This window comes from Nocardia sp. CDC159 (assembly GCF_023740735.1).
GTDB classification, from domain to species: Bacteria; Actinomycetota; Actinomycetes; order Mycobacteriales; family Mycobacteriaceae; genus Nocardia; species Nocardia pulmonis.
In genome coordinates, this window is the sequence record NZ_JAMRXH010000003.1 from 541,304 (window position 1) to 563,744 (window position 22,441).

At 69.0% G+C, this 22,441-nt stretch carries 24 protein-coding genes; 7 read left to right on the forward strand and 17 right to left on the reverse strand.

Translation table 11 applies throughout. The annotated features are described in order from the left end of the window. Position 1 precedes the first annotated feature (1 nt). On the reverse strand, positions 2–1,471 hold the full coding sequence (locus NDR87_RS09475) for an ABC transporter substrate-binding protein (RefSeq protein WP_251910754.1): 1,470 nt from the start codon (positions 1,469–1,471) through the stop codon (positions 2–4). Between the two features lie 265 nt (positions 1,472–1,736). On the opposite strand from NDR87_RS09475, the gene NDR87_RS09480 reads away from it, so the two are divergent. Further along, complete coding sequence (locus NDR87_RS09480; RefSeq protein WP_251910755.1) at positions 1,737–3,083, forward strand: hypothetical protein; 1,347 nt, start codon at positions 1,737–1,739, stop codon at positions 3,081–3,083. Between the two features lie 5 nt (positions 3,084–3,088). Here the strand turns inward: NDR87_RS09480 and NDR87_RS09485 are convergent, their stop codons facing one another. Then, a complete protein-coding gene (locus tag NDR87_RS09485) occupies positions 3,089–3,634 on the reverse strand; it encodes a TetR/AcrR family transcriptional regulator (RefSeq protein ID WP_251910756.1) in 546 nt (181 codons plus the stop codon). A 163-nt stretch (positions 3,635–3,797) separates the two neighbouring features. On the opposite strand from NDR87_RS09485, the gene NDR87_RS09490 reads away from it, so the two are divergent. Next, a complete protein-coding gene (locus tag NDR87_RS09490; protein WP_251910757.1) occupies positions 3,798–4,238 on the forward strand; it encodes an LLM class flavin-dependent oxidoreductase in 441 nt (146 codons plus the stop codon). Here the strand turns inward: NDR87_RS09490 and NDR87_RS09495 are convergent. From NDR87_RS09495 to NDR87_RS09510, 4 genes are all read right to left on the reverse strand, one after another. Further along, positions 4,184–5,890 (reverse strand): ComEC/Rec2 family competence protein, encoded by a 1,707-nt coding sequence (locus NDR87_RS09495; RefSeq protein ID WP_251910758.1) that lies wholly within the window; start codon positions 5,888–5,890, stop codon positions 4,184–4,186. The genes NDR87_RS09490 and NDR87_RS09495 overlap by 55 nt on opposite strands. Before the next feature lie 71 nt (positions 5,891–5,961). After that, positions 5,962–6,345, reverse strand: a complete 384-nt coding sequence (locus NDR87_RS09500) for a helix-hairpin-helix domain-containing protein (protein WP_251910759.1) — start codon at positions 6,343–6,345, stop codon at positions 5,962–5,964. A gap of 48 nt (positions 6,346–6,393) precedes the next feature. Next, positions 6,394–6,879 (reverse strand): hypothetical protein, encoded by a 486-nt coding sequence (locus NDR87_RS09505; protein ID WP_251910760.1) that lies wholly within the window; start codon positions 6,877–6,879, stop codon positions 6,394–6,396. A 94-nt stretch (positions 6,880–6,973) separates the two neighbouring features. Beyond that, the gene (locus tag NDR87_RS09510) at positions 6,974–7,585 is read right to left on the reverse strand and encodes a helix-turn-helix domain-containing protein (RefSeq protein WP_251910761.1); all 612 of its coding nucleotides are present in this window, start codon (positions 7,583–7,585) and stop codon (positions 6,974–6,976) included. A gap of 92 nt (positions 7,586–7,677) precedes the next feature. On the opposite strand from NDR87_RS09510, the gene NDR87_RS09515 reads away from it, so the two are divergent. Both NDR87_RS09515 and NDR87_RS09520 read left to right on the forward strand, forming a co-directional pair. Then, the gene (locus NDR87_RS09515; RefSeq protein WP_251910762.1) at positions 7,678–8,889 is read left to right on the forward strand and encodes a pyridoxal phosphate-dependent aminotransferase; all 1,212 of its coding nucleotides are present in this window, start codon (positions 7,678–7,680) and stop codon (positions 8,887–8,889) included. A 75-nt stretch (positions 8,890–8,964) separates the two neighbouring features. Beyond that, positions 8,965–9,090 carry a hypothetical protein gene (locus tag NDR87_RS09520; RefSeq protein ID WP_251910763.1) on the forward strand — a complete coding sequence of 42 codons (126 nt, stop codon included), beginning with the start codon at positions 8,965–8,967 and terminating at the stop codon, positions 9,088–9,090. 67 nt (positions 9,091–9,157) lie between these two features. On the opposite strand, the gene NDR87_RS09525 is transcribed toward NDR87_RS09520, so the two are convergent. The 9 genes from NDR87_RS09525 to NDR87_RS09565 form a co-directional block, all read right to left on the reverse strand. Beyond that, complete coding sequence (locus tag NDR87_RS09525) at positions 9,158–10,003, reverse strand: DegV family protein (RefSeq protein WP_251910764.1); 846 nt, start codon at positions 10,001–10,003, stop codon at positions 9,158–9,160. A 3-nt stretch (positions 10,004–10,006) separates the two neighbouring features. Continuing rightward, positions 10,007–10,768, reverse strand: coding sequence for a diglucosylglycerate octanoyltransferase (octT, locus tag NDR87_RS37690; protein ID WP_308212071.1), 762 nt, complete (start codon positions 10,766–10,768; stop codon positions 10,007–10,009). 454 nt (positions 10,769–11,222) lie between these two features. Next, a complete protein-coding gene (locus tag NDR87_RS09535) occupies positions 11,223–11,882 on the reverse strand; it encodes a histidine phosphatase family protein (protein WP_251910766.1) in 660 nt (219 codons plus the stop codon). Then, on the reverse strand, positions 11,879–12,274 hold the full coding sequence (gene rsfS / locus NDR87_RS09540) for a ribosome silencing factor (protein WP_251910767.1): 396 nt from the start codon (positions 12,272–12,274) through the stop codon (positions 11,879–11,881). The genes NDR87_RS09535 and rsfS overlap by 4 nt, the downstream gene beginning before the upstream one ends. Beyond that, positions 12,271–12,912 (reverse strand): nicotinate-nucleotide adenylyltransferase, encoded by a 642-nt coding sequence (gene nadD, locus NDR87_RS09545; RefSeq protein WP_308212067.1) that lies wholly within the window; start codon positions 12,910–12,912, stop codon positions 12,271–12,273. The genes rsfS and nadD overlap by 4 nt, the downstream gene beginning before the upstream one ends. A gap of 32 nt (positions 12,913–12,944) precedes the next feature. Beyond that, positions 12,945–13,277 (reverse strand): MmcQ/YjbR family DNA-binding protein, encoded by a 333-nt coding sequence (locus NDR87_RS09550; protein WP_251910768.1) that lies wholly within the window; start codon positions 13,275–13,277, stop codon positions 12,945–12,947. Between the two features lie 9 nt (positions 13,278–13,286). Continuing rightward, the gene (locus tag NDR87_RS09555; protein ID WP_251910769.1) at positions 13,287–14,756 is read right to left on the reverse strand and encodes a VWA domain-containing protein; all 1,470 of its coding nucleotides are present in this window, start codon (positions 14,754–14,756) and stop codon (positions 13,287–13,289) included. Between the two features lies 1 nt (position 14,757). After that, positions 14,758–15,684 carry a MoxR family ATPase gene (locus NDR87_RS09560; RefSeq protein ID WP_286013249.1) on the reverse strand — a complete coding sequence of 309 codons (927 nt, stop codon included), beginning with the start codon at positions 15,682–15,684 and terminating at the stop codon, positions 14,758–14,760. A gap of 190 nt (positions 15,685–15,874) precedes the next feature. Continuing rightward, entirely contained in the window at positions 15,875–17,143 is a 1,269-nt protein-coding gene (locus tag NDR87_RS09565; protein ID WP_251910771.1) for a glutamate-5-semialdehyde dehydrogenase, read from the reverse strand. A 394-nt stretch (positions 17,144–17,537) separates the two neighbouring features. On the opposite strand from NDR87_RS09565, the gene NDR87_RS09570 reads away from it, so the two are divergent. Further along, positions 17,538–18,602 carry a hypothetical protein gene (locus NDR87_RS09570; protein ID WP_251910772.1) on the forward strand — a complete coding sequence of 355 codons (1,065 nt, stop codon included), beginning with the start codon at positions 17,538–17,540 and terminating at the stop codon, positions 18,600–18,602. 39 nt (positions 18,603–18,641) lie between these two features. Beyond that, entirely contained in the window at positions 18,642–19,721 is a 1,080-nt protein-coding gene (locus tag NDR87_RS09575; protein ID WP_251910773.1) for an alpha/beta fold hydrolase, read from the forward strand. Here the strand turns inward: NDR87_RS09575 and NDR87_RS09580 are convergent. Continuing rightward, positions 19,718–20,512, reverse strand: coding sequence for an SAM-dependent methyltransferase (locus tag NDR87_RS09580; RefSeq protein ID WP_251910774.1), 795 nt, complete (start codon positions 20,510–20,512; stop codon positions 19,718–19,720). The two genes, NDR87_RS09575 and NDR87_RS09580, sit on opposite strands and share 4 nt — an antisense overlap. A 151-nt stretch (positions 20,513–20,663) precedes the next feature. Next, the gene (locus NDR87_RS09585; protein ID WP_251910775.1) at positions 20,664–21,533 is read right to left on the reverse strand and encodes a hypothetical protein; all 870 of its coding nucleotides are present in this window, start codon (positions 21,531–21,533) and stop codon (positions 20,664–20,666) included. A gap of 47 nt (positions 21,534–21,580) precedes the next feature. On the opposite strand from NDR87_RS09585, the gene NDR87_RS09590 reads away from it, so the two are divergent. Further along, positions 21,581–22,441, forward strand: coding sequence for a ribokinase (locus NDR87_RS09590; protein ID WP_251910776.1), 861 nt, complete (start codon positions 21,581–21,583; stop codon positions 22,439–22,441).

Below are 22,441 nucleotides of genomic sequence, written 5' to 3' on the forward strand. Positions count from 1 at the left end.
CTCAGACCGAGATCGAGGCGAGGTCGACGCCGCGCAGGGGTGCCGCGCTCACATCGCGCACCCGCTCGGCCCAGACGGCGTGACCGTGGGCCGACCACAGCGGGGCGATCGGGAGATCGCGGAGCAGCTGGTTCTCGGCCAGGCGGTACAGCTGGGCGGATTCCTCCGGGCTGCGCGCGGCGTCGGCCAGTGCGAGCAGTTGGGTGAAGCCCTCGTCGGTGTAGCCGGTGGCGCCCGCGAGCAGGGTGAGCGGTTCGTGCGGGCTCGGCGTGGTCAGCGAGCGGGTCAGCGTGTAGGGGCCGTCGGCGGGAGCCGCCGATTCGTCGCCGCGCGGCCGCGCGACGATGTCGAGGGCCAGGGCGGTGCGGATCTGGTCGATGAGCGGCAGCGCCCAATGCTCTTCCCGCGCACCGAAGTACACCGGGAGGTAGTGGTGCTGGTGATGGCTGGCGAAGGCGGCCTGATTCAGCAGGGACTGCGCCGCGGGCAGATCGTGAGTGCAGGGGCGGCAGGTGCCGGAGCGTTCTCCCGGGGCGATGCCGGGCGGCAGGATCGTGCGGGCCGGGTCCACCTGATTGGCGAGCGGGCCCGCCGCCAAGGCCGCGCGATCGACCGCCATGGCGAAACCGTGCCGCACCGCCGCGTCCTGGAACCGTTCGCCGGACGGGAAGGCGAGGTATGCGGCCTCCGGCAGCGGCCACATCGCGTGCCGATCGGCGAAGTCGCGGTGCATGGCATCGTGTCGCGCACCGGGCACCTCGGTGGCCAGATCGAGTGAGCCCGCCCGCACCCGATCGAATTGGGACTGGGCATCGCCGACGCGGAACTCGATCTCGCGCGCCTTCCCCGGCGCCTCCTCGACCCGCAGGAGCCGACCACCCGAACCGGGCCGCCACGGCTCCACCATCCGGAACGGGCCATTGCCGATCGGATTGGCGGCGAATCCGGCCCAATCGCGGGATGCCAGCACCGACGCGGGCAGCGGCAGCAGCGCGGGCGCGGCCAGCACCGCGGGCACCTGACCGAACGGCCGATCGAGGACGATCCGCAGGGTCAGATCGTCCGGGGCATCGAATTCCCTGGGCCGCAGCACCGTTGTGAGCGCACCGGAGCCGGTCCAGCGCTCGGCGGCCACCGTGCGCCAGGTGTCGACATAGGATTTCGCGGTGACCGGCGTGCCGTCGTGGAAGCGGCCCCCGGGGCGCAGCTTGACCTCCCAGATCGTCTGATCCGTGCTGGAGATCGATTCCGCGGCGCGCGGGGTGATCTTTCCGGTCGCCGCGTCGTAGTCGACCAGCGGCGTCCACAGCGCACCGACCAGCGTCCGGCCCGCCTGGTCGCGGATATCGGCGGGGAGCAGGCCCGCCGGTTCGCCGATACCGACCCTGAGCACGCCCGGCCGAGCCGGTTCCGGCGCCGCGGTGCAGCCGGTGAGGGCGAGTAGGAGCGTCACGAGCACGGCGAGCGGCATCGCGAGGCGCCGTCGCGGCACGGGTGAGCGGAATGAGGCGTGCCTACCTGTAACACCGTGCATGTCAATATCATTCACTCCTCGCCACGCCGATCGGAGTGGTCTGCACCGTGTCCCTCACATATTCGGCCGAAACCCGTTCGCGGAGTAGGGGTATGCGAATACGGGTATCGCACCAGCCCAGCTCCGCGTCCTACAGTGAGACAGCGCTTTCCGCCAGGAATCCCTGGCCGAGAGGCGATCACATCCCCGCCGGGAGGTTGTTGTGCGCCGCTGGTTGCTCCGCTCGTCACTGCTGTTGATCACCGCCACGGCGACCCTCACCGCGACCGCGCTACCCGCCGCGGCATGCGAGGAGGACGGGCCGAATTCCGCTTCGGCGCAACAGATTTCGGACGCACCCGCCGCCGAGAAGAACGTCAAGGCGGTCGGCAATCTCCCCGACGCCCAAGGCGCGATCGCACTGCAGTTCCTGCAGTACGGTCCTCGGGACGTCCTGGTCGTCTCCGGCTCCTTCGGACTCAAGACCTACGATCTCACCGCGAATCCGGCAGCGCCCAAGCTGATCGGCCAGCTCAATATGCCCGGCATGTGGGAAACCGAGGACACCGAGGTGGACCCGGTGCGCAAGCGCGTGTTCCTCGCCCGCGACCCGCGTGCGTTCGGCGGCAACACCGGCACCGGCGAATCCGGCATCTACGTGGTGGATCTGGCCAGACCCGAGAAGCCGACGGTGATGAGCTACGTCAAGGTCCCCGCCGGTCACACCACCACCTGCATCAACGACTGCCAGTACCTGTGGACCGGCGGACCGGCCAAGGCGAACAGCATGCCCGCCGAATGGGGCGGCCGCCCGATCTGGGTCACCGACATCAGGAATCCGCGCAGCCCCAAGGTTTTTCCGGAACCGATCGAACTGGCTCGCAATGACGGCAAGACCGACTACGTCCACGACGTCCAGGTGGATCAGACCGGCGTCGCCTGGGTCTCCGGCCGGGGCGGCGTGCGCGGGTACTGGACCGCGGGCATGCACACCGACCCGGTCACCGGCAAGATGCGGATGGCCTCGCCGACCGAGCCGGTTCCCCACGCGGGCGGCGGGATTCAGGAAACGGCCGCGCCCTCGAAATTCATGCACAACAGCTTCCGCCCGATCGGCACCCGCTCCCACGACGGCGGCACCGACCGCTGGGGCCACGGCAACCTCATCTACACCACCGAGGAAAGCTTCGTCGACGGCTGCGCGGGCGACGGCGTTCTGGTGATCGCCTCCCTGGAGGGCTCCTACGGCGGTGAGGGCTGGCGCTCCACCCCGCAGAAACCGTTCCGGCTGAGGACGATCGGCACCTGGAGCGTCGCAGGCCAGGAGGGCAGCGACCCCGCCTCCGGCGACTGCTCCGCCCACTACTTCGAGGTGCGCGACAAGATCCTCGTCCAATCCTTCTACGGCCAGGGCACCCGCTTCCTCGACATCTCCGACCCCACCAATCCCAAGCAGGTCGCCTACTACCGCCCCACCGGCACCCGCGCCTGGGCGCCCTACTGGCACCGGGGCCTGGTCTACGTAGCCGACAACAAACGAGGTATCGACATCATCAAACTCACGCTCTGAGGCCATCACCGCGCCAACAGCGCCTCCAGCTGAGCGAGGGCCGCCGCCGCGGTATCCGGTGCCAGCTGCAGACCTTTGACCGTCGCGATGACCAACTCCGCCGCGTCGACCGGATCGACCCGTGCCGACCAGGCACCCTCGGCCACACCGGCGGCCAGCACCTCGCGCAGCCGGTCCCGCCGGTTTTCCTCGTGTCGGGCCATGATCTCCCGCACCGCCGGATCCCGCCGAGCACGCAGATCGAGTTCGGCGGTGACCACGAACACCTCGGGTGAGCTCGCCAGCAACTCCCGCAGATGATTGAGATAGCCCCGCAGGCACTCCGCGGCCCCGGCGCCCTCGGGCGGCGCCACCCCGAACCGTCCGATGGCATACCGGGCGATCTCGGCGACAATGTCCTGCTTGCCGGGGAAATGATGATGCAACGTCGAGTGATCGATCCCGACATCCCCCGCGATCTGCCGCAGTCGCAAACCCTCGAATCCCCTGCGCGCCAACTGATCGAATGCCATCCACACGATCTCGCTCCGCCTGTCCACCCGCTCGGCCACGCTCGCCTCTCCACGCCATCGACTGACAGTGCTTCGATACTGACCGATCACCGGTTCGAGCTCGGGATCGGTACCGGAAATCACTGGATGAATCGTTCGGCGGTCGACGATCGGCAGGCCGCCAACCACACCCGCGCAGCGGCTGGATCTGGTAGAGCAGACCGTGCGAGAGCTGCGGGCGGTGGAGACGGCAACCCCGGCGCCGGTGATGATCGCCGCGGGCGGGCCGCGATCTCGGCGGCTGGCTGGTCGCCTCGCCGATATCGTCACCCTTGCCCACAACCCGCTGGCCGCTCATGCGGACATCGCGCGGATGATCACCGAGATCGCCGAGGCGGCCGGGGATCGTTCGGCGGGGGTCGAGTACCACCTCAACGTGATCGTCGTCGGTGATCTCATTCCGCGGCAGGTGGTTCCGCTCGTCGGCGACGACCTGCACGCGCTGACGGCGGCCGACTCGCTGTTCGTGCTGCGCGGCACGCCGCAGCAGATGGCCGATGACATACAGCGCCGCCGAGACGAATTCGGCCACTCCTACGTCACGGTGAATCACCTCTTCCTCGAACAGTTCGCGCCGGTGGTCGAACTTCTGCACGGTCGATGACATCCGATATCTCCTTCGGTCGGGTTCGTTGGTGACGATTCGGCCGCGTCGTCGTGCCGTTCGGGGCGGCGCACGGCGCGGTCGACAGCGAGGAGTGCCGAGATGATCGCGGCGACGAGCAGGCCGCCGGTGAGGCCGGTGGGCAGCGAGAGCGAAACATTCAGCGCGGCACCGCGTTCGGCGACCGTCAACAGCCAGGCCAGGGGTGGGCCGGTCAGGTGCAGGAGCAGGACCGCGGCGGGCATCCAGAGGCAGGAGACGACGGCGGCGACGGCTCCGACGATGGTGATGGGAGCGATCACCGGTTCCACGAGGATGTTGGCGAGGATCGCGACCGGGGCGAGATGACCGGTGAGGCCGACGATCATCGGGGCGGTGAGCAGGAAGGCGGCGCTGGCCACGGCCGACGCCTCCGCCAGTGGGCGGGGCCAGCCGCGCGCCCGCAGTCGCCGCGACCAGTCGGGGGCCAGCAGGACTAGTCCGGCCGTGGCCGAGACCGACAGGGCGAAGCCCGGATCGAGTGCCAGGCGCGGTGAGTAGGCGAGCAATCCGATCACCGCGGCGCACAGGGCGGACAGCGCCTGTTTTCGACGGCCGGTGACCAGGGCACCGATCGCGACCGCACCCATGACGGCCGCCCGCAGGACGCTCGGCGAGGGCCGCGCGATGATCACGAATGCCAACAGGGCGAGCGCGGCCAGCGCCGCCCCGACACGAAGGTCGACGGTGCAGGCTCGGGTCGAGATCAGCACGGCGGCAAGCACTATCGAGACATTGGTGCCCGAGACGGCGACCAGGTGTGCCAGGTCGATCTCGACGAAGTCCTCCCGCACGTGGTCGGGCAGCCTCGAGACGTCGCCGACGACCATGCCGGGCAGCAGTCCGGCCGCGTCCGGCGGCAATGCGCGGTCGGCGGCTTCCGCGAGATCTGCGCGCAGCGATCCGGCCGCCCGCTGCCACCACGGCGCGTCGCCGACTGCCAGCGGCGGGCCCTGCGCCCGCAACACCGCGACCGTGAGATCCTGCCGCCACGGCCGATCCACGCGGGCCCGGAAGCGTACGGTCTGTCCGGGCAGCAGCGTCGACCAGCCCTCCTCCGGCACGATCACCAGGACCGCCCCGCCCGCCCGCAACGTCGCCGCGCCGCGCCGGTATTCGCGCAGTTCCGCCCGCAGCAGCCACTGCCGCCCGCCGAACGACTTGGCCCGCAGGGGTTTCGGGTCATCGGTGGGCACCGCGAGGAAGGTCGTGGAGGAGCCCTCGGCGAGAGTTCGCAGCGGATGAGTATCGACTAGATATTGCCGCCACGCCGCGGCGACCGCGAACCCGGCACCGGCCAACAATGCCGCCAGAAGCGCCATGGCGATCGCTCGCGAGAATCCCAGCCGCTCCGACCTGCCATGACTCGACCATCCCCGGCGAATCACCCAGCACCCCAAGCCGATCCCCGCGGCGACGAGCAGACCGGCCACGGCCAACCCGATCCGCCAGCCGCCGACGATCGCGGCAATCGTTGCGCCCCAGCACAGCACGGCCGCCGGCACCAGGCGCAGATCCCACGCCTGCGGCTGAGCGATCGGATCTCGACCCTCCTCCGCCGACGACGCCCCGCTGACGTATCGACCGTGGCACCGCTCACCCGTGCCACACACCTGCGGTAGCACAAGCGAATCTCGGCCCTTCGCCGCCCGGAGGTGTCGTCCCTGTGCTCGCACCGACCCGTTCACAGCGTCACCAGCGGTTGCAGGCGGGCCGCTCGCGTCGGGCCGATGCCCGGGACGTCGGACAGTTGATCGAGGTCGGTGAAGCGGCCGTGTTCGGCGCGCCAAGCGATGATGGCGCGGGCCATGGTGGGGCCGATGCCGGGGAGCGTGTCGAGGTCGGATTCGGTTGCGGTGTTGAGGTTTATCTTGGCGTGCGGGGCGGAGGTGGCCGATCGGGCCCCGGGCGTCGACGGCTGGCCCGCGGGGATGACCGCGCTGCCGAGTTGCGGCGGACCCGACACGGGGCCGTGGGCGCCGACGACGATCTGATCGCCGTCGCCCAGGCGCTGCGCGAGGTTGAGTCCGGCGATATCCGCGCCGTCCTTGGCGATCGCGAGGCCCACCGCGTCGGCGACGCGGGAGCCGGGTGGCAGATGCAGCAGGCCGGGGTGCTAGACCAGGCCGACAACGCTGACCACCAGCTCGCCGGGACGTTCCACCGGCGTGCGCTCAACGGGTTTCGCGCCGGGTGGGGTCGCGCTGGGCGCCGCCACCGTCTCGCTCGGCAGCGGCCCGGCCGAGGCCACGACCGATCCCACGGTGGGCAGCGGCGGAACCGCGTGCATCGCCGGTCTCTCCCGTTGCGCCGCGGCCGCGGCCAGCACCACCGCCACCAGCCCCACGGCGGCGATCACGATCAGCCCGCGCCGCCCCGGATCCCAGCGGGTCCCGCGCAATCGCTGGGGCACGAATCGCTCATGCCAGACAGATCCGCCGTCGGCCGGTTCGCTCAGCCACTGGGGCGTTCGAGGCCCCTCGTCGTAGCGATCGTCGTCCCGACCGACCGATTCCTCGAGATCCCATCGCCCGCCGTGAGCCGCCCGGCCGCCGTCCAGCGCTCCCAGCCGCTCTCGCACCCGCTCGTCATCTCGCGCCATGCCGACACGCTAGGCCCGGCCCGCACCCCTCCCCCGCTCTCGACCTGGGCTTTCAGAAAGTCTGTGGATAAAACCTTCGCTGTGGACAACTCGCTCAGCGGGCGAGCGGATCGGCCCCGATCCGATTCGGCCACTGGACATCCGGGACGGCGTCGACCAGGGCGGATGCCCCGGCGGCCACGGCGGTGGCGGTGTCGAGGTCGAGATGCAATTCGATATCGGGATCGGCCGCGGGACCGTCGTGATGGGTGATCTCGTCCTCGACGACCACGTGGAATACGGTGTCCCCGATGCGCACGGTCGCGGTACCCCGGCCGAGCTGCTCCGCAATCGCCCGCCCGAGCGGCAGCGCGAACCAGTGCGCGCGCACGGCATCGGTCGCACGGCGCTCCCCGAGCACCCTTGTCCCCCAGGTCGACAGCGCCTCGAGGACGGGCCGCAAGGCCATTCCGGCCGCGGTGAGCTCGTAGACCGTGGTCGAGGCGCGCGGGCCGAGGCGCTGGCGGGTCAGGATGCCGTCGCGTTCGAGATCCCGGAGCCGGGCGGCGAGCATATCGGTGCTGATGCCGGGCAGATCGGCGAACAGATCGCTGTAACGGCGTGGACCCGAACACAATTCGCGCACCACCAGCAGGCTCCAGCGGTCGCCGACGATGTCGAGGGCGCGGCTGGCGGCGCAGTAGTGGTCGTAGCTTCGGCGTGGCACGCCCCCACTGTAGCGTGATGCTTGGAAATTCCAAGTGCATACTTGGAGATTCCAAGTAGAGTGTCCGGCAGGCTCACCGAGAAGGGACGTTCATGCAGGTCAAGCAGTCGAGCAAGCTGGCGGGAGTGTCATACGAGATTCGCGGGCCGGTGGCCGAGCACGCGGCACGGCTGGAGGCCGAGGGTCATCACGTGGTCAAGCTCAACACCGGCAGCCCGGCACTGTTCGGTTTCGAGGCGCCCGCGGAGATCCTGCAGGACATCGTCCGCAATCTGCCGAATTCGAGCGGCTACTGCACCTCGAAGGGCCTGTTGTCGGCGCGGCGCGCGGTGGTGCAGTACTACCAGACGCTGGGCCTGTCCGACGTCGACGTCGAGGAGGTGTTCCTGGGCAACGGCGTCTCCGAACTGATCATGATGGCGATGACGGCGCTGCTGGAGAACGGCGACGAAGTCCTCGTCCCCGCACCGGATTTCCCGCTGTGGACCGCCTCGACCACGCTCAACGGCGGCCGTCCCGTGCATTATCTGTGCGACGAGGCGTCGGACTGGTATCCGGACCTGGCCGATATCGAGGCGAAGATCACCGACCGCACCCGCGCGATCGTCATCATCAACCCGAACAACCCCACCGGCGCGGTGTATCCGCCGGAGGTGCTGCGCCAGATCCTCGAAATCGCGCGCCGCCACCACCTCGTGGTGTTCTCCGACGAGATCTACGACAAGGTCCGCTACGACGGCTCCACCCATACCGCGACCGCCGCGCTGGCCCCCGACCTGCTCTGTTTGACCTTCTCCGGTCTGTCGAAGTCCTACCGCTGCGCGGGCTTTCGGTCCGGCTGGCTGGTGGTCTCGGGCCCGACCCAGCACGCGGAGAACTATCTGGAGGGCCTGACCATGCTGGCCGGACTGCGGCTGTGCGCGAATGTGCCCGCGCAGCAGGCGATTCAGGCCGCACTCGGCGGGCATCAGAGCATCAACGACCTCGTCCTGCCCGGCGGCAGGCTGCGCGAACAGAGCGAACGCGCCTGGGAAGCGCTCAACGCCATTCCCGGCGTGTCCTGCGTGAAGCCCAAGGGCGCCCTCTATGCCTTCCCCCGGATCGATCTGGACATGTATCCGATCCACGACGACGAACAGTTCGTCCTGGATCTGCTGCTGCAGGAGAAGCTGCACATCGTGCAGGGCACCGGCTTCAATTGGCCGCGCCCCGACCACTTCCGCATTCTGACCCTCCCGCATGCCGACGACCTCGAGGCCATCATCGAGCGCATCGGCCGCTTCCTCGCGACCTACAAGCAGTGAGCATGCGCATCACCGTGTTCGGCGGCGGCGCGAGCGGCCGGGTCGACCTGATGCTCGACGCGGCGGGGACCGCGTGTGCTGGAGGTCGATTCGCTGCCCGGCCTGACCGCCGCGAGCCTGCTGCCGCTGGCGGCGAGCGCCGTCGGCTGGAGCTTCCCCGAGCTGTGCGCGCGAATACTCCGGCTCGCGGCCGGCGGCTGATCGCGGTCGGCAGGTGCCGATTCTTCGAAGGGCGGTCCAGACCGGCGATCGACGAAACCCGAATGGGCTAACGCCCGCACCCGCCCGGCACCACCAGCACCCCCACCGCGCCCGGGCCCAGATGCACGGCGAGGGCGGGGCCGAATTCCGTGGTGATCAGCTCGTGGATGCCCGGGATGAGCTCGGTGAGCTGGGCGGTGAGGGTTTCGGCGGCCTCGGCGGCGCCCAGGTGTTGGACGGCGACCGCGGCGCCGTCCTCGCCCGCGGCGTCGACGGCGGCGGCGATCAGTTTGGTGAACGCCTTGGAGCGGGTGCGTGCCTTCTCGCGCAATTCCAAACGGCCGTCGATGATCTGCAGGATGGGCTTGGTGACCAGTTCGGTACCGAAGAAGGCGGCGGCGGTGCTCAGGCGGCCGCCACGGCGCAACTGTTCGGTGCGGTTGACGACGATGAAGGCGCGCCCGCGACCGGCGGCCGCGACGGCGGTGTCGTAGACGATGTCGAGGGCGGCACCGGTCGCGGCCCGGCGGGCGGCGGCCAGGGCGGGCAGGCCGGTTCCGAGTCCGGCGCTGAGCGAATCCACCAGGCGCACCCGCTCGCCCGCGTCCATATCGCGGATCGCCTGCCGACCGGCCGCCCAGGTGGCCGAGAGCTGGCGGGAGATGTGCACGGCCACCACGCCGTCGCCATTGCTGCGCTCCAGCGCCCGCTCGTAGGCCGCGCGCAGTTCGCCCGGAGAGGGCGCCGAGGTCGTCACCGCCGACGAGGTGTAGTCGATATCGCCGGTGTCGACGCCCTCGCGCAGCGCGCGATCGTCCACCAGCACGTGCAGGGGCACCACCTCGATGCCCAGCTCGGCGACCGGTTCGGGCGGCAGGCTCGCCGCGGAGTCGGTCACGACCACAACGGCCATGCGCTACCGCACCACGGTTGTGGCATCGCCCCCGGCGCGTACCTCCGAGAGCACCTTGACCATGGCCCGCGCCACCGCGGTGTGCCCCTCCCAGCCCCAGTGGATGCCGTCGGGATTGGCCTCGCCGGAAAAGATGTTGTCGCGCACGGCATCACCCAGATCCACCAGCGGTACGCCGGTCGTCGCCGACCACGCGCGCAGCGCCCGCACCGCCGGTTCGCGGCCGGAGTGCACCCGGCCGTAGGCCGCGCAGTCGTGCACAGACGGCAGCACCGCGACCACCGGCAGCTCGGGACGCAACTGTGCCAGGGCGTTTCGGGACTGCTCCAGATAGTCGACGCTCACCCGCGGCGGCAGCGCGACGGGACGGCCCAGTTTCGACAGCCGCGGCTGCAACCACCCATAACTTGCCCGCACCCGGCGGCGCACCGCCGGTGGCCGGAGGTAGCGGATCAACTCCCGCAGCGCGGTGGGCAGCGGTGACGGCAGCGAATCCATGCCGCCAGTCGCGAATACCACCGCGCCCGCGCGGGGCACCGCCGCCCATACGCGCGGATCGCCGATCAGCGCCCAGTAGGCGTCGCGGCAGGTCCATCCGATCCGCGCCACCAGCTCCACATCCCAATCCAATTCGGCCGCGACGAGGTTCGGCCAGATGCGCGGATCGTCGGCGGGCAGCCCGCCCTTGGGCCCGAAGTAGGCCAGCGAATCCGCGATGACCAGCAGCACCGGCCGCGAATCCGGACCGCTCGTCGCCGGATCCACCTGCGCGTCCGGAGCCGCGGCGGCGGGAACCACCACGGATGCCCCGTCGTCGTGAGCAGATCCCTCGGCACGTGTCGGCTCCGCCTCGGCCGTGCTCGGAGTTTCGTCGCTGCCCGCGGTGTCCCGACCGACGGTCGCGTCGATGTGCGAGAAGTCCGGCTCGCTCCCCGGCGGTCCCGTCGACCCCCCGTCACCGCTCGCATCGTCTCCCCCACCCGTTTCCGGCCGCGGCGCAGCCGGTTCCGACGCGGACTCGCCGGACAGCACGTCGGGCAGCTGCCGCACCGGCCCCTCGGAGGCCTTGCGCAACAGTTCGTCCGATACCGCCCCGCCACGATCGTCCGCGGGCCCGCCGAACAGCGCGTCCGGCAGCTGCCGCACCGGCCCCTCCGAGGCCTTGCGCAGCAATTCGTCGGAAACCTGCCGGGGTTCCTCGTTCCGGGAGGAGGGTTTGTCAGAGGACATCAGGTGCTACCTTCGCCGCCGCGTTCCACACATCCAGCCGCCAGCCGGGCTGCTCGATGCTCGGACCGTGGCTGCTCAGCTGCACCCAGCTGGTGTTGGCCAAACCACCCAGCACCGGCCAGTTCTTCTCCGGTAGTTCCAGCAGAGCCGCGGTCAGAGCCGCGATCAACCCGCCGTGCGCGACCAGGATGATGGTACGACCGGGCCAGTCGGTGCGCTCGGCGAACAACTCGCGCACCACCGGCAGCGCCCGGGTGCCGACCTCGATCTTGCTCTCCCCGCCGGGTGGGGTGAAGGTCGGATCCAACCGCCACGCCTGCCGCGCGCCCGGATACCGCGCATCCACCTCGAGATGGGTCAGGCCCTCCCACTCCCCCAGACTGGTCTCGCGCAGCCGCGGATCGCGCACCACCTCGAGCGAGGTGTGATCGGCCAGCGCCACCGCGGTGTCGTAGGCGCGGCGCAGATCCGAGGAGACGATGGCGATGGCCTCGCGCGAGACCAGTTCCCGCGCAGCGTCCTTGGCCTGACGGCGGCCGAGTTCGGACAGGTCGGTGTCCATCTGGCCCTGCATGCGATCACTGGCGTTCCATTCGGTCTGCCCGTGCCGCAGCAGGATCAAGCGGCGCACACCGGCGTGTCTGCTCACTCGGTGTCTCCGGCGCGGTCGGTGCGCGGGTCGCCCAGTCCGGGCACCGGAATCTCCGGGCAGTCCTTCCAAAGCCGTTCCAGCGCATAGAAATTGCGCTCATCACTGTGCTGGATGTGGACCACGACCTCGACGTAGTCGAGCAGCACCCAGCGACCCTCGCGGGTGCCCTCGCGCCGCACCGGCTTGTGCCCGGTCAGCCGCAGCTTCTCCTCCACGTTGTCGACGATCGCGTTGACCTGCCGCTCGTTCGGAGCCGAGGCGATCACGAAGCAGTCGGTGATCACCAACTGCTCGGAGACGTCGAGCACCACCACGTCGGATGCCAGCTTCTCGTCGGCCGCGAGCGCGGCCACCTGTGCGATGTCGACCGCTTCGGCGGATGCAGTCATCCAGCTACCTTCCCGTTCCCATTCGGCACATACAGATGCCGCTTCGATATGTACTGCACGACCCCGTCCGGAACGAGATACCACACCGGCCGACCCTCGGCGGCGCGTCGGCGACATTCGCTCGACGAGATCGCCAGGGCCGGTATCTCGATGACGGTCACGGCATCGGCCGGGCTGTCGCGCAGATGCTCCGCGAGATGGTCGATGTTCAATTCGTATCCGGGACGGCTCACGCCGACGAATTTCGCCAGCTCGAACAGCTCCGCCCAATCCTGCCATGTCAGGATGCTGGCCAGCGCGTCCGCTCCGGTGATGAAGTACAGATCCGCGTCCGGATACAGTTCCTGCAGGTCGCGCAGGGTATCGACGGTGTAGGTCTCCTTGTCGCGGTCGATGTCGACCCGGCTCACCGAGAACCGCGGATTGGACGCGGTCGCGATGACCGTCATCAGATATCGGTCCTCGGCGGCGCTGACCTTCTTGCGCGACTTCTGCCACGGCTGCCCGGTCGGCACGAAGATCACCTCGTCGAGCTCGAACCGATTGGCGACCTCGCTGGCGGCAACCAGATGCCCGTGATGGATGGGATCGAAGGTGCCACCCATCACGCCCAGTTTGCGCCGACCTGTCTGTTGCACAAACGCCGAGCTTAACGACCGGTTACCGGCGCTCAGCCGGCGGGCCGCCGGGATTTCGGCAGTTTCGCCACGATCGCGTCGTAGGACATATCGATCAGCTCGCGCAGCTCGTCGAGCGGGACCGCGCCGCCGAGCCGGATGGTGTTCCAGCCGTAGCGGCCGATATAGGCCGACGGCGTCACATCGTCGGGGTAGACCCGCACGAGTTCGTCGGCCTCCTCGCGGTCGCGCCCACATTTGAGGGTGACCGAGTCCGCGCCCACGAATGCGAAGATCTTGTCGCCGACCTTGGCGACCACATCGCTCTCCCACGGCTCGTCCTCGTGCGCCCCGGGCTTGGACAGGCAGTACGGCATCAGGTCCATATGCGCAGGCTAGACGGGGAGCAGTCGGCTCACGACGGCGGTCAGTTGCCGGGCCGAGCGGCATTCGTGCATCTCGACGATCTCGGCGTAGCGGCGTGCGGCGGAATCGCCGGTGCCCCACATCTTCTCGGCCTCCGGATTGAGCCAGTACGCATGCTTGGCCACGCCGGCCAGTTCGCGCAGGGTGTCCAGGGCCGGATCGCGGTAGTTGGTGCGGGCGTCGCCGAGGATCAGCAGCGAGGATCGGCTCGTCACCGTCTCGGGGAAGTCCGCGGCGAATCCGCGCAGCGCGGCGCCGTAATCGGAGTGGCCCTCGAAACCGACCACCTTCGTCTCGGTGAAGATGCGGCGGGTCACCTGGTCCAGCGGGGTCACCTGATCGAAGAGGTGGGTGACCTCGTCGACCTGGTCCACGAAGGCGAAGATCCGCACCCGCGAGAACTGTTCGCGCAGCGAGTTCACCAGCATCATGGTGAAGCTGGAGAATCCGGCCACCGAACCCGAGATGTCGCACAGCAGCACCAGATCCGGCCGGGTGGGCCGCGGCTTGCGCGCGGCCAACTTGATCGGCACGCCGCCGGTCGACATCGACTTGCGCAGCGTCTTGCGCAGATCGATCTCGCCGCGGCGGGCGCGGCGGCGGCGCGCGGCCAACCGGGCGGCCAGCACCCGGGCCAGGCGCTGACTGCCGCGGCGCAGCTCGGCCAGTTCGTTCTCCGAGATGCGCAGGAAGTCGGCGTCCTCGGCCTGGCGCTGCACGCCGTAGGTCGCGACGCGGTCGCGGCCGATGCGCTCGGCGACGCGGCGGCGGGTCTCGGCCTCGACGGTGCCGCGGAAGTCGCGGATGCGCTGGCGGGCCGCGCGCCGGGCGACCTCGGTGTCGAAGTCCGTCGTGTCTCCTCCCGCGGCCAATCCGGCGAGGATCTTGCTGACCAGCAGCTCCGGCTGCAGGTCCTTCAGGGTCTGATACGCCGAGAACGACGGGCCGTTGGCGGACTGGTACTGACCCATCTGTTCGACCATCTGCGCCGCCAGCTCCTGCAGTTCACGCGTCCGCTCGCCCGAGGGGTCGGCGGCGAGCAACTGCGCCAGCATCTTTCGCAGTTCGATGATGTCGATCTCGCCGTCGGACCGGCGCGGGATCTCCACCTGCCGTGCGCCGGCCCGTTCGCCCAGCGCCGCCGGAAACCACAGGTCGAACAGGCCGTCGAAGGTGGTGCGCTGGGTGGTGCGGCGCAGCAGGGCGCAGGCCAGGCCCTCGCGCAGCATCTCGCGATCCATGAGGTCCAGGACAGTGAGAACCTGTCCGGCATCGACGGTTTCGGACGGGCCGACCGCGATCCCGCGGGCGCGCAGGGCTTCCACGAAGCCGACGAGGTGACCCGATAGACCGTGCGGCGCAAGCGGTTCCGGCTCCTCGTTCGCGCGCCCGCGCAGCGCCGCGGAGACCAGTGCGCGGGCTGGGCTGCGCCTGGTCATCTCAGGCCAGCTTCAGCTCGGCCAGCGCGCGCTGGTGATCGCTCTGATGTTTGAGCACCACGCCGAGGGTGGCGCGCACGGTCTTGTCGTCGAGATCCTTCAGACCCAGCGCCAGCAGCGTGCGGCCCCAGTCGATGGATTCGGCCACCGAGGGCAGCTTCTTGAGCTGCATACCGCGCAGCACGTGCACCACCCGGACCAGCTGCGCGGCGACCGCGGGCTTCAGCTCGGGTACCCGGCTGGCCAGGATGCGCCGTTCGAGTTCCTCGTCCGGGAAGTCGATGTGCAGATACAGGCAGCGGCGCTTGAGGGCCTCGGACAGTTCGCGGGTGGCGTTGGAGGTGAGCACCGTGAAGGGGCGCCGCGCCGCGGTGATGGTGCCGAGCTCGGGCACGGTCACGGCGAAATCGCTGAGCACCTCGAGCATCAGGCCCTCGATCTCGACGTCGGCCTTGTCGGCCTCGTCGATCAGCAGCACGGTCGGGTCGGTGCGCCGGATCGCGGTCAGCAGCGGACGCGACAGCAGGAACTCCTCGCTGAAGACGTCGGCCTTGGTCTCCTCCCAGCCGTTCTCGCTGGAGGCCTGAATGCGCAGGATCTGCTTGGCGTGGTTCCACTCGTAGAGCGCCCGCGCCTCATCGATCCCCTCGTAGCACTGCAGCCGCACCAGCTCCGCCCCCGCGACCTGGGCGACGGCCCGGGCCAGCTCGGTCTTGCCGACACCCGCCGGACCCTCGATCAGCAGCGGCTTACCGAGCCGATCGGCCAGGAACACCGAGGTAGCGGTCGCCTTGTCCGACAGATAGCCGGTCGTCGCCAGCCGCGCGATCACATCGTCGACCGACGCGAAGATCGGCTCGTGCACTGCGGTCTGCACAGTTGCGGTCCTCCTCGGGCCCGATGCATGAGGGTATGCACCGTAAAACATCTGTGATCGAAGGTACACGCTCTGTTTGATGGCCTCCGCTCCGCTCCGGCGGGTTCGCGGCCTCCATGTCTCGTCGTTCCGCGGTCGAGACTCGCGCTTCGCGCATGCGCTTCGACCGCGGAACGACGAGACGGCCGCGAACGGCACCCGTACGACTCGCTCGTGATCTGCCAGCAGATGAGCTCGCCCTTCACACAGCGCGTATTTGCCCGTCGCCCCAGACGATCCACTTGGTCGAGGTCAGTTCCGGCAGGCCCATGGGGCCGCGGGCGTGCAGTTTCTGGGTGGAGATGCCGATCTCGGCGCCGAAGCCGAACTGCTCGCCGTCGGTGAAGGCGGTGGAGGCGTTGACCATGACGGCGGCGGCGTCGACCCGGGCGGTGAATTCGCGTGCGGCCTTCAGGTCGGCGGTGACGATGGCCTCGGTGTGGCCGGTGCCCCAGTGGTTGATGTGCTCGACGGCGGCGTCGAGGTCGTCGACCACCTTCAGGGCGATGTCGAGGGTGAGGTATTCGTCGGCCCAGTCCTCGTCGGTGGCCGGGACCAGGCCCGGCAGATCGCCGTGGATGGTGACCCCCGCCCGCTCCAGCGCGGCGGTCAGACGCGGCACCGCGATATCGGCCACGGCCTTGTCGATCAGCACCGTCTCGGCGGCGTTGCAGACGCTCGGGCGGCGGGTTTTGGCATTGATCAGGATCGACTCGGCCATATCCAGGTCGGCGTCGGCGTGCACATAAACGTGGCAGTTGCCGGTGCCGGTCTCGATGGTCGGGACCTGCGCGTCGCGGACGACGGCATTGATCAGGCCCGCGCCGCCGCGCGGGATCACCACGTCGACCAGGCCGCGCGCCTGGATCAGATGGGTGACGCTGGAGCGGTCCGCGCTGGGCAACAGCTGCACCGCGTCCTGCGGAAGTTGCTGTGCGGCAAGCGCTTCGCGCAGCACCTCGACCAGTGCGGCGTTCGAGCGCGCCGCCGAGGACGAGCCGCGCAGCAGGGCCGCGTTACCGGACTTCAGCGCCAGTCCGAAGGCGTCGACGGTGACATTGGGCCGCGCCTCGTAGACCATGCCGACCACCCCCAGCGGCACCCGCACCTGCCGGATCTCGAGCCCGTTGGGCAGCGTCGAACCGCGCACCACCACGCCCACCGGATCCGGCAGCCCCGCGACCTGGCGCAGTCCCGACGCGATGCCGTCGATGCGAGCCTCGCTCAGCCGCAACCGATCCAGCAGCGAGTCGGCCGTCCCCGCCGCCCGCGCGATCTCGATGTCCTCGGCATTGGCCGCGAGCACCCGATCCTTCGCGCCGAGCAGCGCATCGGCCGCGGCGTGCAGCGCGGCATTCTTCCCAGCGGTGGTCAATTGGGCGAGCGTGCGCGACGCCACCCGGGCCCGGCGCGCCGCATCGTGCACCGCCGTGCGGACATCGTCCAGTTCGGCGGCAGTGGGAGCAGTCATACATACAGCCTACTGACCGGCGTATCCGACCGTAACCGGTGTCCCGCGGCTCGGGCACGCGATCGGGGCTCGACATTCGGCCGCATCCATCGGACGCGGGCGCGCGGCGACGCTCCCATCGACGAATGCCCGAATCCGTTCGCACGGGACGAATCTCGCCCGATCGATGTGAAAATCCCGTGTGCCCCTTCCACATTTCGGTCAGTCGGTGAAAGTGCACCTACGCCGAAACATATATCTGCTAGGTTGAACTCGATCATTTGAGCCGCATCTTCATCAGCCCGGAGAGGTTCAGGTCACGCACAACAACGGAGTCGGACGTTGACAGCATCCGCTTGGTCCGGGGGATGGGGGTCGATGGAGGTGCGTGTCTCGATGTCGAAGGTCGATTGTCGTGACCGCTGATCAACGCGGATTTCCGGGCGTGCACCTGTGTGGCAGCCTCCCGTTCGGTCGAACGCGGGAGGCGTTCCACTGGATCCACAGCGAATTCGAGGCGCTGGTGCGCCGGGTGCCGGACGAAACCGGGGTGCGCGCCGGATTCATCTTCACGCAGCGACCGCACTTCACCGACAATCCGGCCTTCGAGGCGGCGGAACCCGTTCCCGGACAGCTGATCCCGCTGACCTGCGCACGTCTGCGGCATGGGGTGACAGCGGCGGACGTGCGCTTCGAGCGGTTCCACTACGCCGACGCCGCCAAGGCTTCGTTCGCCGAATTCCACCGAGCGAAACGGGATGGGCTGTTCTTCCCCGGGACGAAGTTCATGTTCCCGATCCCCAGCCCGCTCACCCCGGTCGCCGTATTCGTGGCCCCGGATTCTCAGGGCCGGGTGTTACCCGCGTACGAGGCACGGCTACAGGAGTCGATCTCGGAAATCCTCGCGTTGCTGCCCCATTCCGAACTCGCGATCCAGTGGGATGTTCCCGTCGAGGTCGTCAGCTGGGACGGCATGATTCCGAATCCGTTGGAGACCAAGGAGAACCTGCTCACGTCTATGGCGCGGCTCGGCAACTGGATACCCGAGGATGTCGAATTGGGGTACCACCTCTGCTACGGCAACTCCGAAACGATCCAGCACCCGAGTGCGCCCGACACCACCGGCCTGGCCGAAATATGGCGCGGCCTGCGGGAAAACCTACACCGCACGATCGATTTCGTGCACATGTCGGTTCCGATGGAGTGGCATTCAGTCGACCACTATCGCCCGCTGGCCGAGGTCGAATTCGATCCCGGAACGGATCTGTACCTCGGTCTGGTTCATTATCAGGACGGCGCGGCCGGGGCGCGCCGGCGAGCCGAGACCGCGGCGCGGGTGCTCGATCATCCATTCGGAATTTCGACCGAATGCGGGATGGGGAGGTACGGCTCCGAGGAGAAGTTTCAGGCCGCGGTTCGGGCCCTTCGGACCCTGGCCGAGGAGAAGTCGCAGCAAAATCTTACCGATAGTGCTCATTGAGAAGGATCACAACCCGTGCTCGAGCGTATGAGAAAAACCGTGAGCGGGACTCTGCTGACGGCCGCTGCAGCCTTTTCGTTGATCGCGAGCGTCACGGCGGCCCCGGTCGCCGCGGCGCCGCCGACGGACGTCGATTGCCGTCCCTACCCGGCGATCCCCGTATCGCTACGGCCCGACGCGCCGAAGTCCCAGCATATCTGGGGCGAATTGTGCGCGCGACCCGCTGACCTGGTGGACGGGCATGCGGTGCAACTTCTGCTGCACGGCGCCTACTACAACCACGCCTACTGGAACTCGTCCTATGGCGACGGCTCCTATTCCTATGCGCGCAACATGGCGGCACGGGGTGTGCCCACCTTCGCTATCGATCGAATCGGCCAGGGCCGCAGCACCCGTCCGCAGAGCGCCGAAATCACCGTGCGCGACGATGCCTTCGTGGTGCATCAGATCGTCCAGGCCCTGAAGGCCGGGACGGTCGGGAACACCCGGTTCGGCCCGGTCGTCCTGGCCGGACACTCCGTGGGATCCATCGTCGCCTGGCAGGAAGCCGCCGAGTATCGCGATGTGCAGGGACTGATCATCACCGGCATGCTGCATGTGGTGCCGGTCAACGCCGGAATTCTCACGGCCGGGTCCAATTTCCGCCCCGCTCGTCTCGACCCCAAATTCCAGGGGGAGAACCTCGACCCGGGCTATTGGACCACGGCCGAGGGAAGCCGTGGTCAGCTCTTCCATCACGAGGTGGACCCCGGCATCGTGGCGTGGGACGAAGCCAACAAAGACGCCAGCTCGGCCGTGGAATTCGCGGGCGCCTTCACCTATGCCACCAGCGATCTGACCCGATCCATCCGCGTCCCGGTCTTGATCATCCAGGCGGAGAAGGACTTCCTGCTCTGCGGAACCGGCGGTGCCGACTGCTCCTCGGCGAAGGCGATCGAGGCTCGCGAGGCGCCCTACTACTCCCCCGAGGCGTGCCTGCAGGTGGTGCAGGTGCCCAATGCGGGCCACAGCATAGCGCTCTCGCGGAATCACGAGATCGAAGAAAAGGCCAGTGCGCACTGGAGCGACAAGTTCTTCGGCACCGGCGGGCAACCCCCGAGGACCGGCGGATGCGGCTAGTCGACAGCGCCCGGCTTGCGCCCGATGGCACCGTAGGTGACCAGCCCGGTCTCGGGCAGATCGGGCGCAAGCCACTGCTGAATCGGCACGAGGCCGGGCTTGAGCAGGTCGAAGCCATCGAAGAAGGCACTTATCTGCTCGGGCGAGCGAAAGGTGATCTCGGCCGCGGTCAGCTTGGTGGCCGCCAGCACCTGCTCGACGAATTTCGGGTCGCTGGTGCTGGAGCTGTGGGTGACCGCGAAGTAACTGCCCGGGGCCATCCAATCGCGGATGCGGGCGGCGGCCGCCGTGGGGTCGTCCTCGTCGTGGACGAAGGGGAGTACGCCGATGAGCAGCATCGCGACCGGCTCGCGGGGATCGATCAGGGATTGATCGCGCAACTCGTCCAGGATCTCCCCGGGGCGGCGCACATCGCCCAGTAGGGCACCGACACCCGGTGTACCGGCGTACAGGGCGTTGCAGTGCGCGAACACCACCGGGTCGTAGTCGACATAGACCACCCGGGCATCCGGGTGGATCGACCTGGCCGTTTCGTGCACGGTCGGCTCCATCGGCATGCCCGCGCCGAGGTCGACGAACTGCCGGATACCCGCCTCGGCCGCCATCCGGACCGCGCCGATCAGAAACTGCCGACTGAACCAGACCATCGCCATGGTGTCGGGGGCCACCGACAGGATCTGCTCGCCCAGATCCTTGTCCGCGGTGAAGCCGTCCTTGCCGCCCTGCAGATAGTTGAGCACCCGCGCCGACGTCGGGTTATGTGGATCGAACCCCATCGGTGGCCTGCTCACGACGGATACGTTACCTGCTCGTCACCCGGCGATGGTGCCGGAAACGACGAAAGAATCGGTGACACATGATTTTCCGTCGGAATTGCCGTTGTCCTCAACTATCCCTTCGGTGCGTTTTGTCCGTCCTGGCGCCCGCGCCGGCCGGGTCCGCTCACTTCTCGTCGAAGACCAGATCCGTTGCGGGATGGGTCATTCGGACGACGTCCCCGTCGACCTCCACGATGGCGTCGAGACCGACGGTGGAATGGCCGAGGGACAGGATGAAAAACCTGTCCTTCGCCTCGGCGAGGAACTCCCGAAAGCCCGCGAGGGACAGATCACCGCCGCCGAGTCGCAGATAGTCGGCCAGCCGCCGGAACAGCTTCGGCAGCACGAGCACGTCGTCGGTGAGCGAGGTCGCGCTGGTGATGGCGGCACCGGAGAGGGTCACATCCGCGGCCCAGATTCCGAGCTCGGCCGCGGCCGCCGCCGACACCGCGGCGGTGAATTCGTCGCGCAAATCGTGGAAGAGGTTGCGGTAGTAGGTCGGATAGGCCAGGCCCCGGCCGAGCTGATGGTGATTGAGGGTGGTGCGCACCAGGGCGGGATCGACGAACACCGAGCTGCCCGAGGCGGCGGGCGCGGCGCCGCGGCCGACGAAGGCGATGCAGCGACCGTAGAGATCCGCGCCGCGGGTGAGGATGAATCCCGGCACCTCGTCCTGATCGCATGCCGTGACCGTCTCGTCCTCATCGCGCCGGACGCCCGTGAATCCGAGCCAGGTCAGCAGTTCGTCGGCGGCGGCGCGGGCGAGCGGCAGCGGCTGGTGCATGCGGGTGCCGTGCGGCGGTGTGTAGTGGGTCTCCAGCGCGTCGATACCGTCCAGTCGGAGCTGGGCGACGCCCGCGGCATTGCGCCGCACCGGATGCTCCCCGCCGACCAGGTCCCACTCGGCCGGATTGTCCGGCCGGAATCGCACCGAATCACCATCCGGTTGGGCGCCCTTGGCGCGGAACGTTCCCTCGATGACCAGAAACGGCATGGCGGCCTCTCCCGCGCGTCGCTCGCACCGACAACTACGGTGCAGGTATGGCACGGATCGTGGTGGTGGGCAGTATCAGTATGGACCAGGTGACGGTGACCGAGCGGCGACCGGAGCCCGGCGAGACCGTTCTGGGCCGCGGGTTCGAGATGGTGCCGGGCGGCAAGGGCGCGAATCAGGCGATCGCCGCGGCACGCGCGGGCGCCGAGGTCGGGTTCGTCGGCGCGGTCGGGAACGACCTGTTCGCCGGGCGGCTGCGCGAGGTGCTGGACGCGGCCGGGGTCGATACGACCCGGCTGCGAACGACCGATGGGCCCAGCGGCATCGCCACCATCATCGTGGACACCTCGGGCGAGAACAGCATCATCGTGGTGCCCGGCGCCAACGCCCGGCTGACCGAGCTCACCGACGCCGACCTCGCGGCCATCGCCGCGGCCGATGTGCTGCTGTGTCAGCTGGAGATTCCGATCGAGACGGTGCTGGCGGCGGCCCGTCACGCCCGCGCGCACGACACCACCGTGCTGTTGAATCCCTCACCCGTACAGTGGCTTTCGCCGGAACTGTGGGCCTGCGTCGACATCGCCGTGGTGAACGAGGGCGAGGCCGAGCAGCTCGGGTCGGCACTCGAACCGGTCGCGCATGTGGTGACCACCCGCGGCGGCGCGGGTGCGCGTTACCGCGGTCCCGACGGCGAATTCGCCAGCCCCGGGGTCACCGTCGACGTCGTCGATACGACGGGCGCGGGCGACACCTTCACCGGCGCCCTGGCCGCGCACTGGCACGAGGGTCCGCGCACCGCCCTGGCCTGGGCGGGCGCGGCGGGCGCGCTCGCGACGACGAAACTCGGTGCGAGCGCGTCCATTCCGCACCGGGCCGAGATCGAGCACCTACTGGCCCGGCAAGGCTAG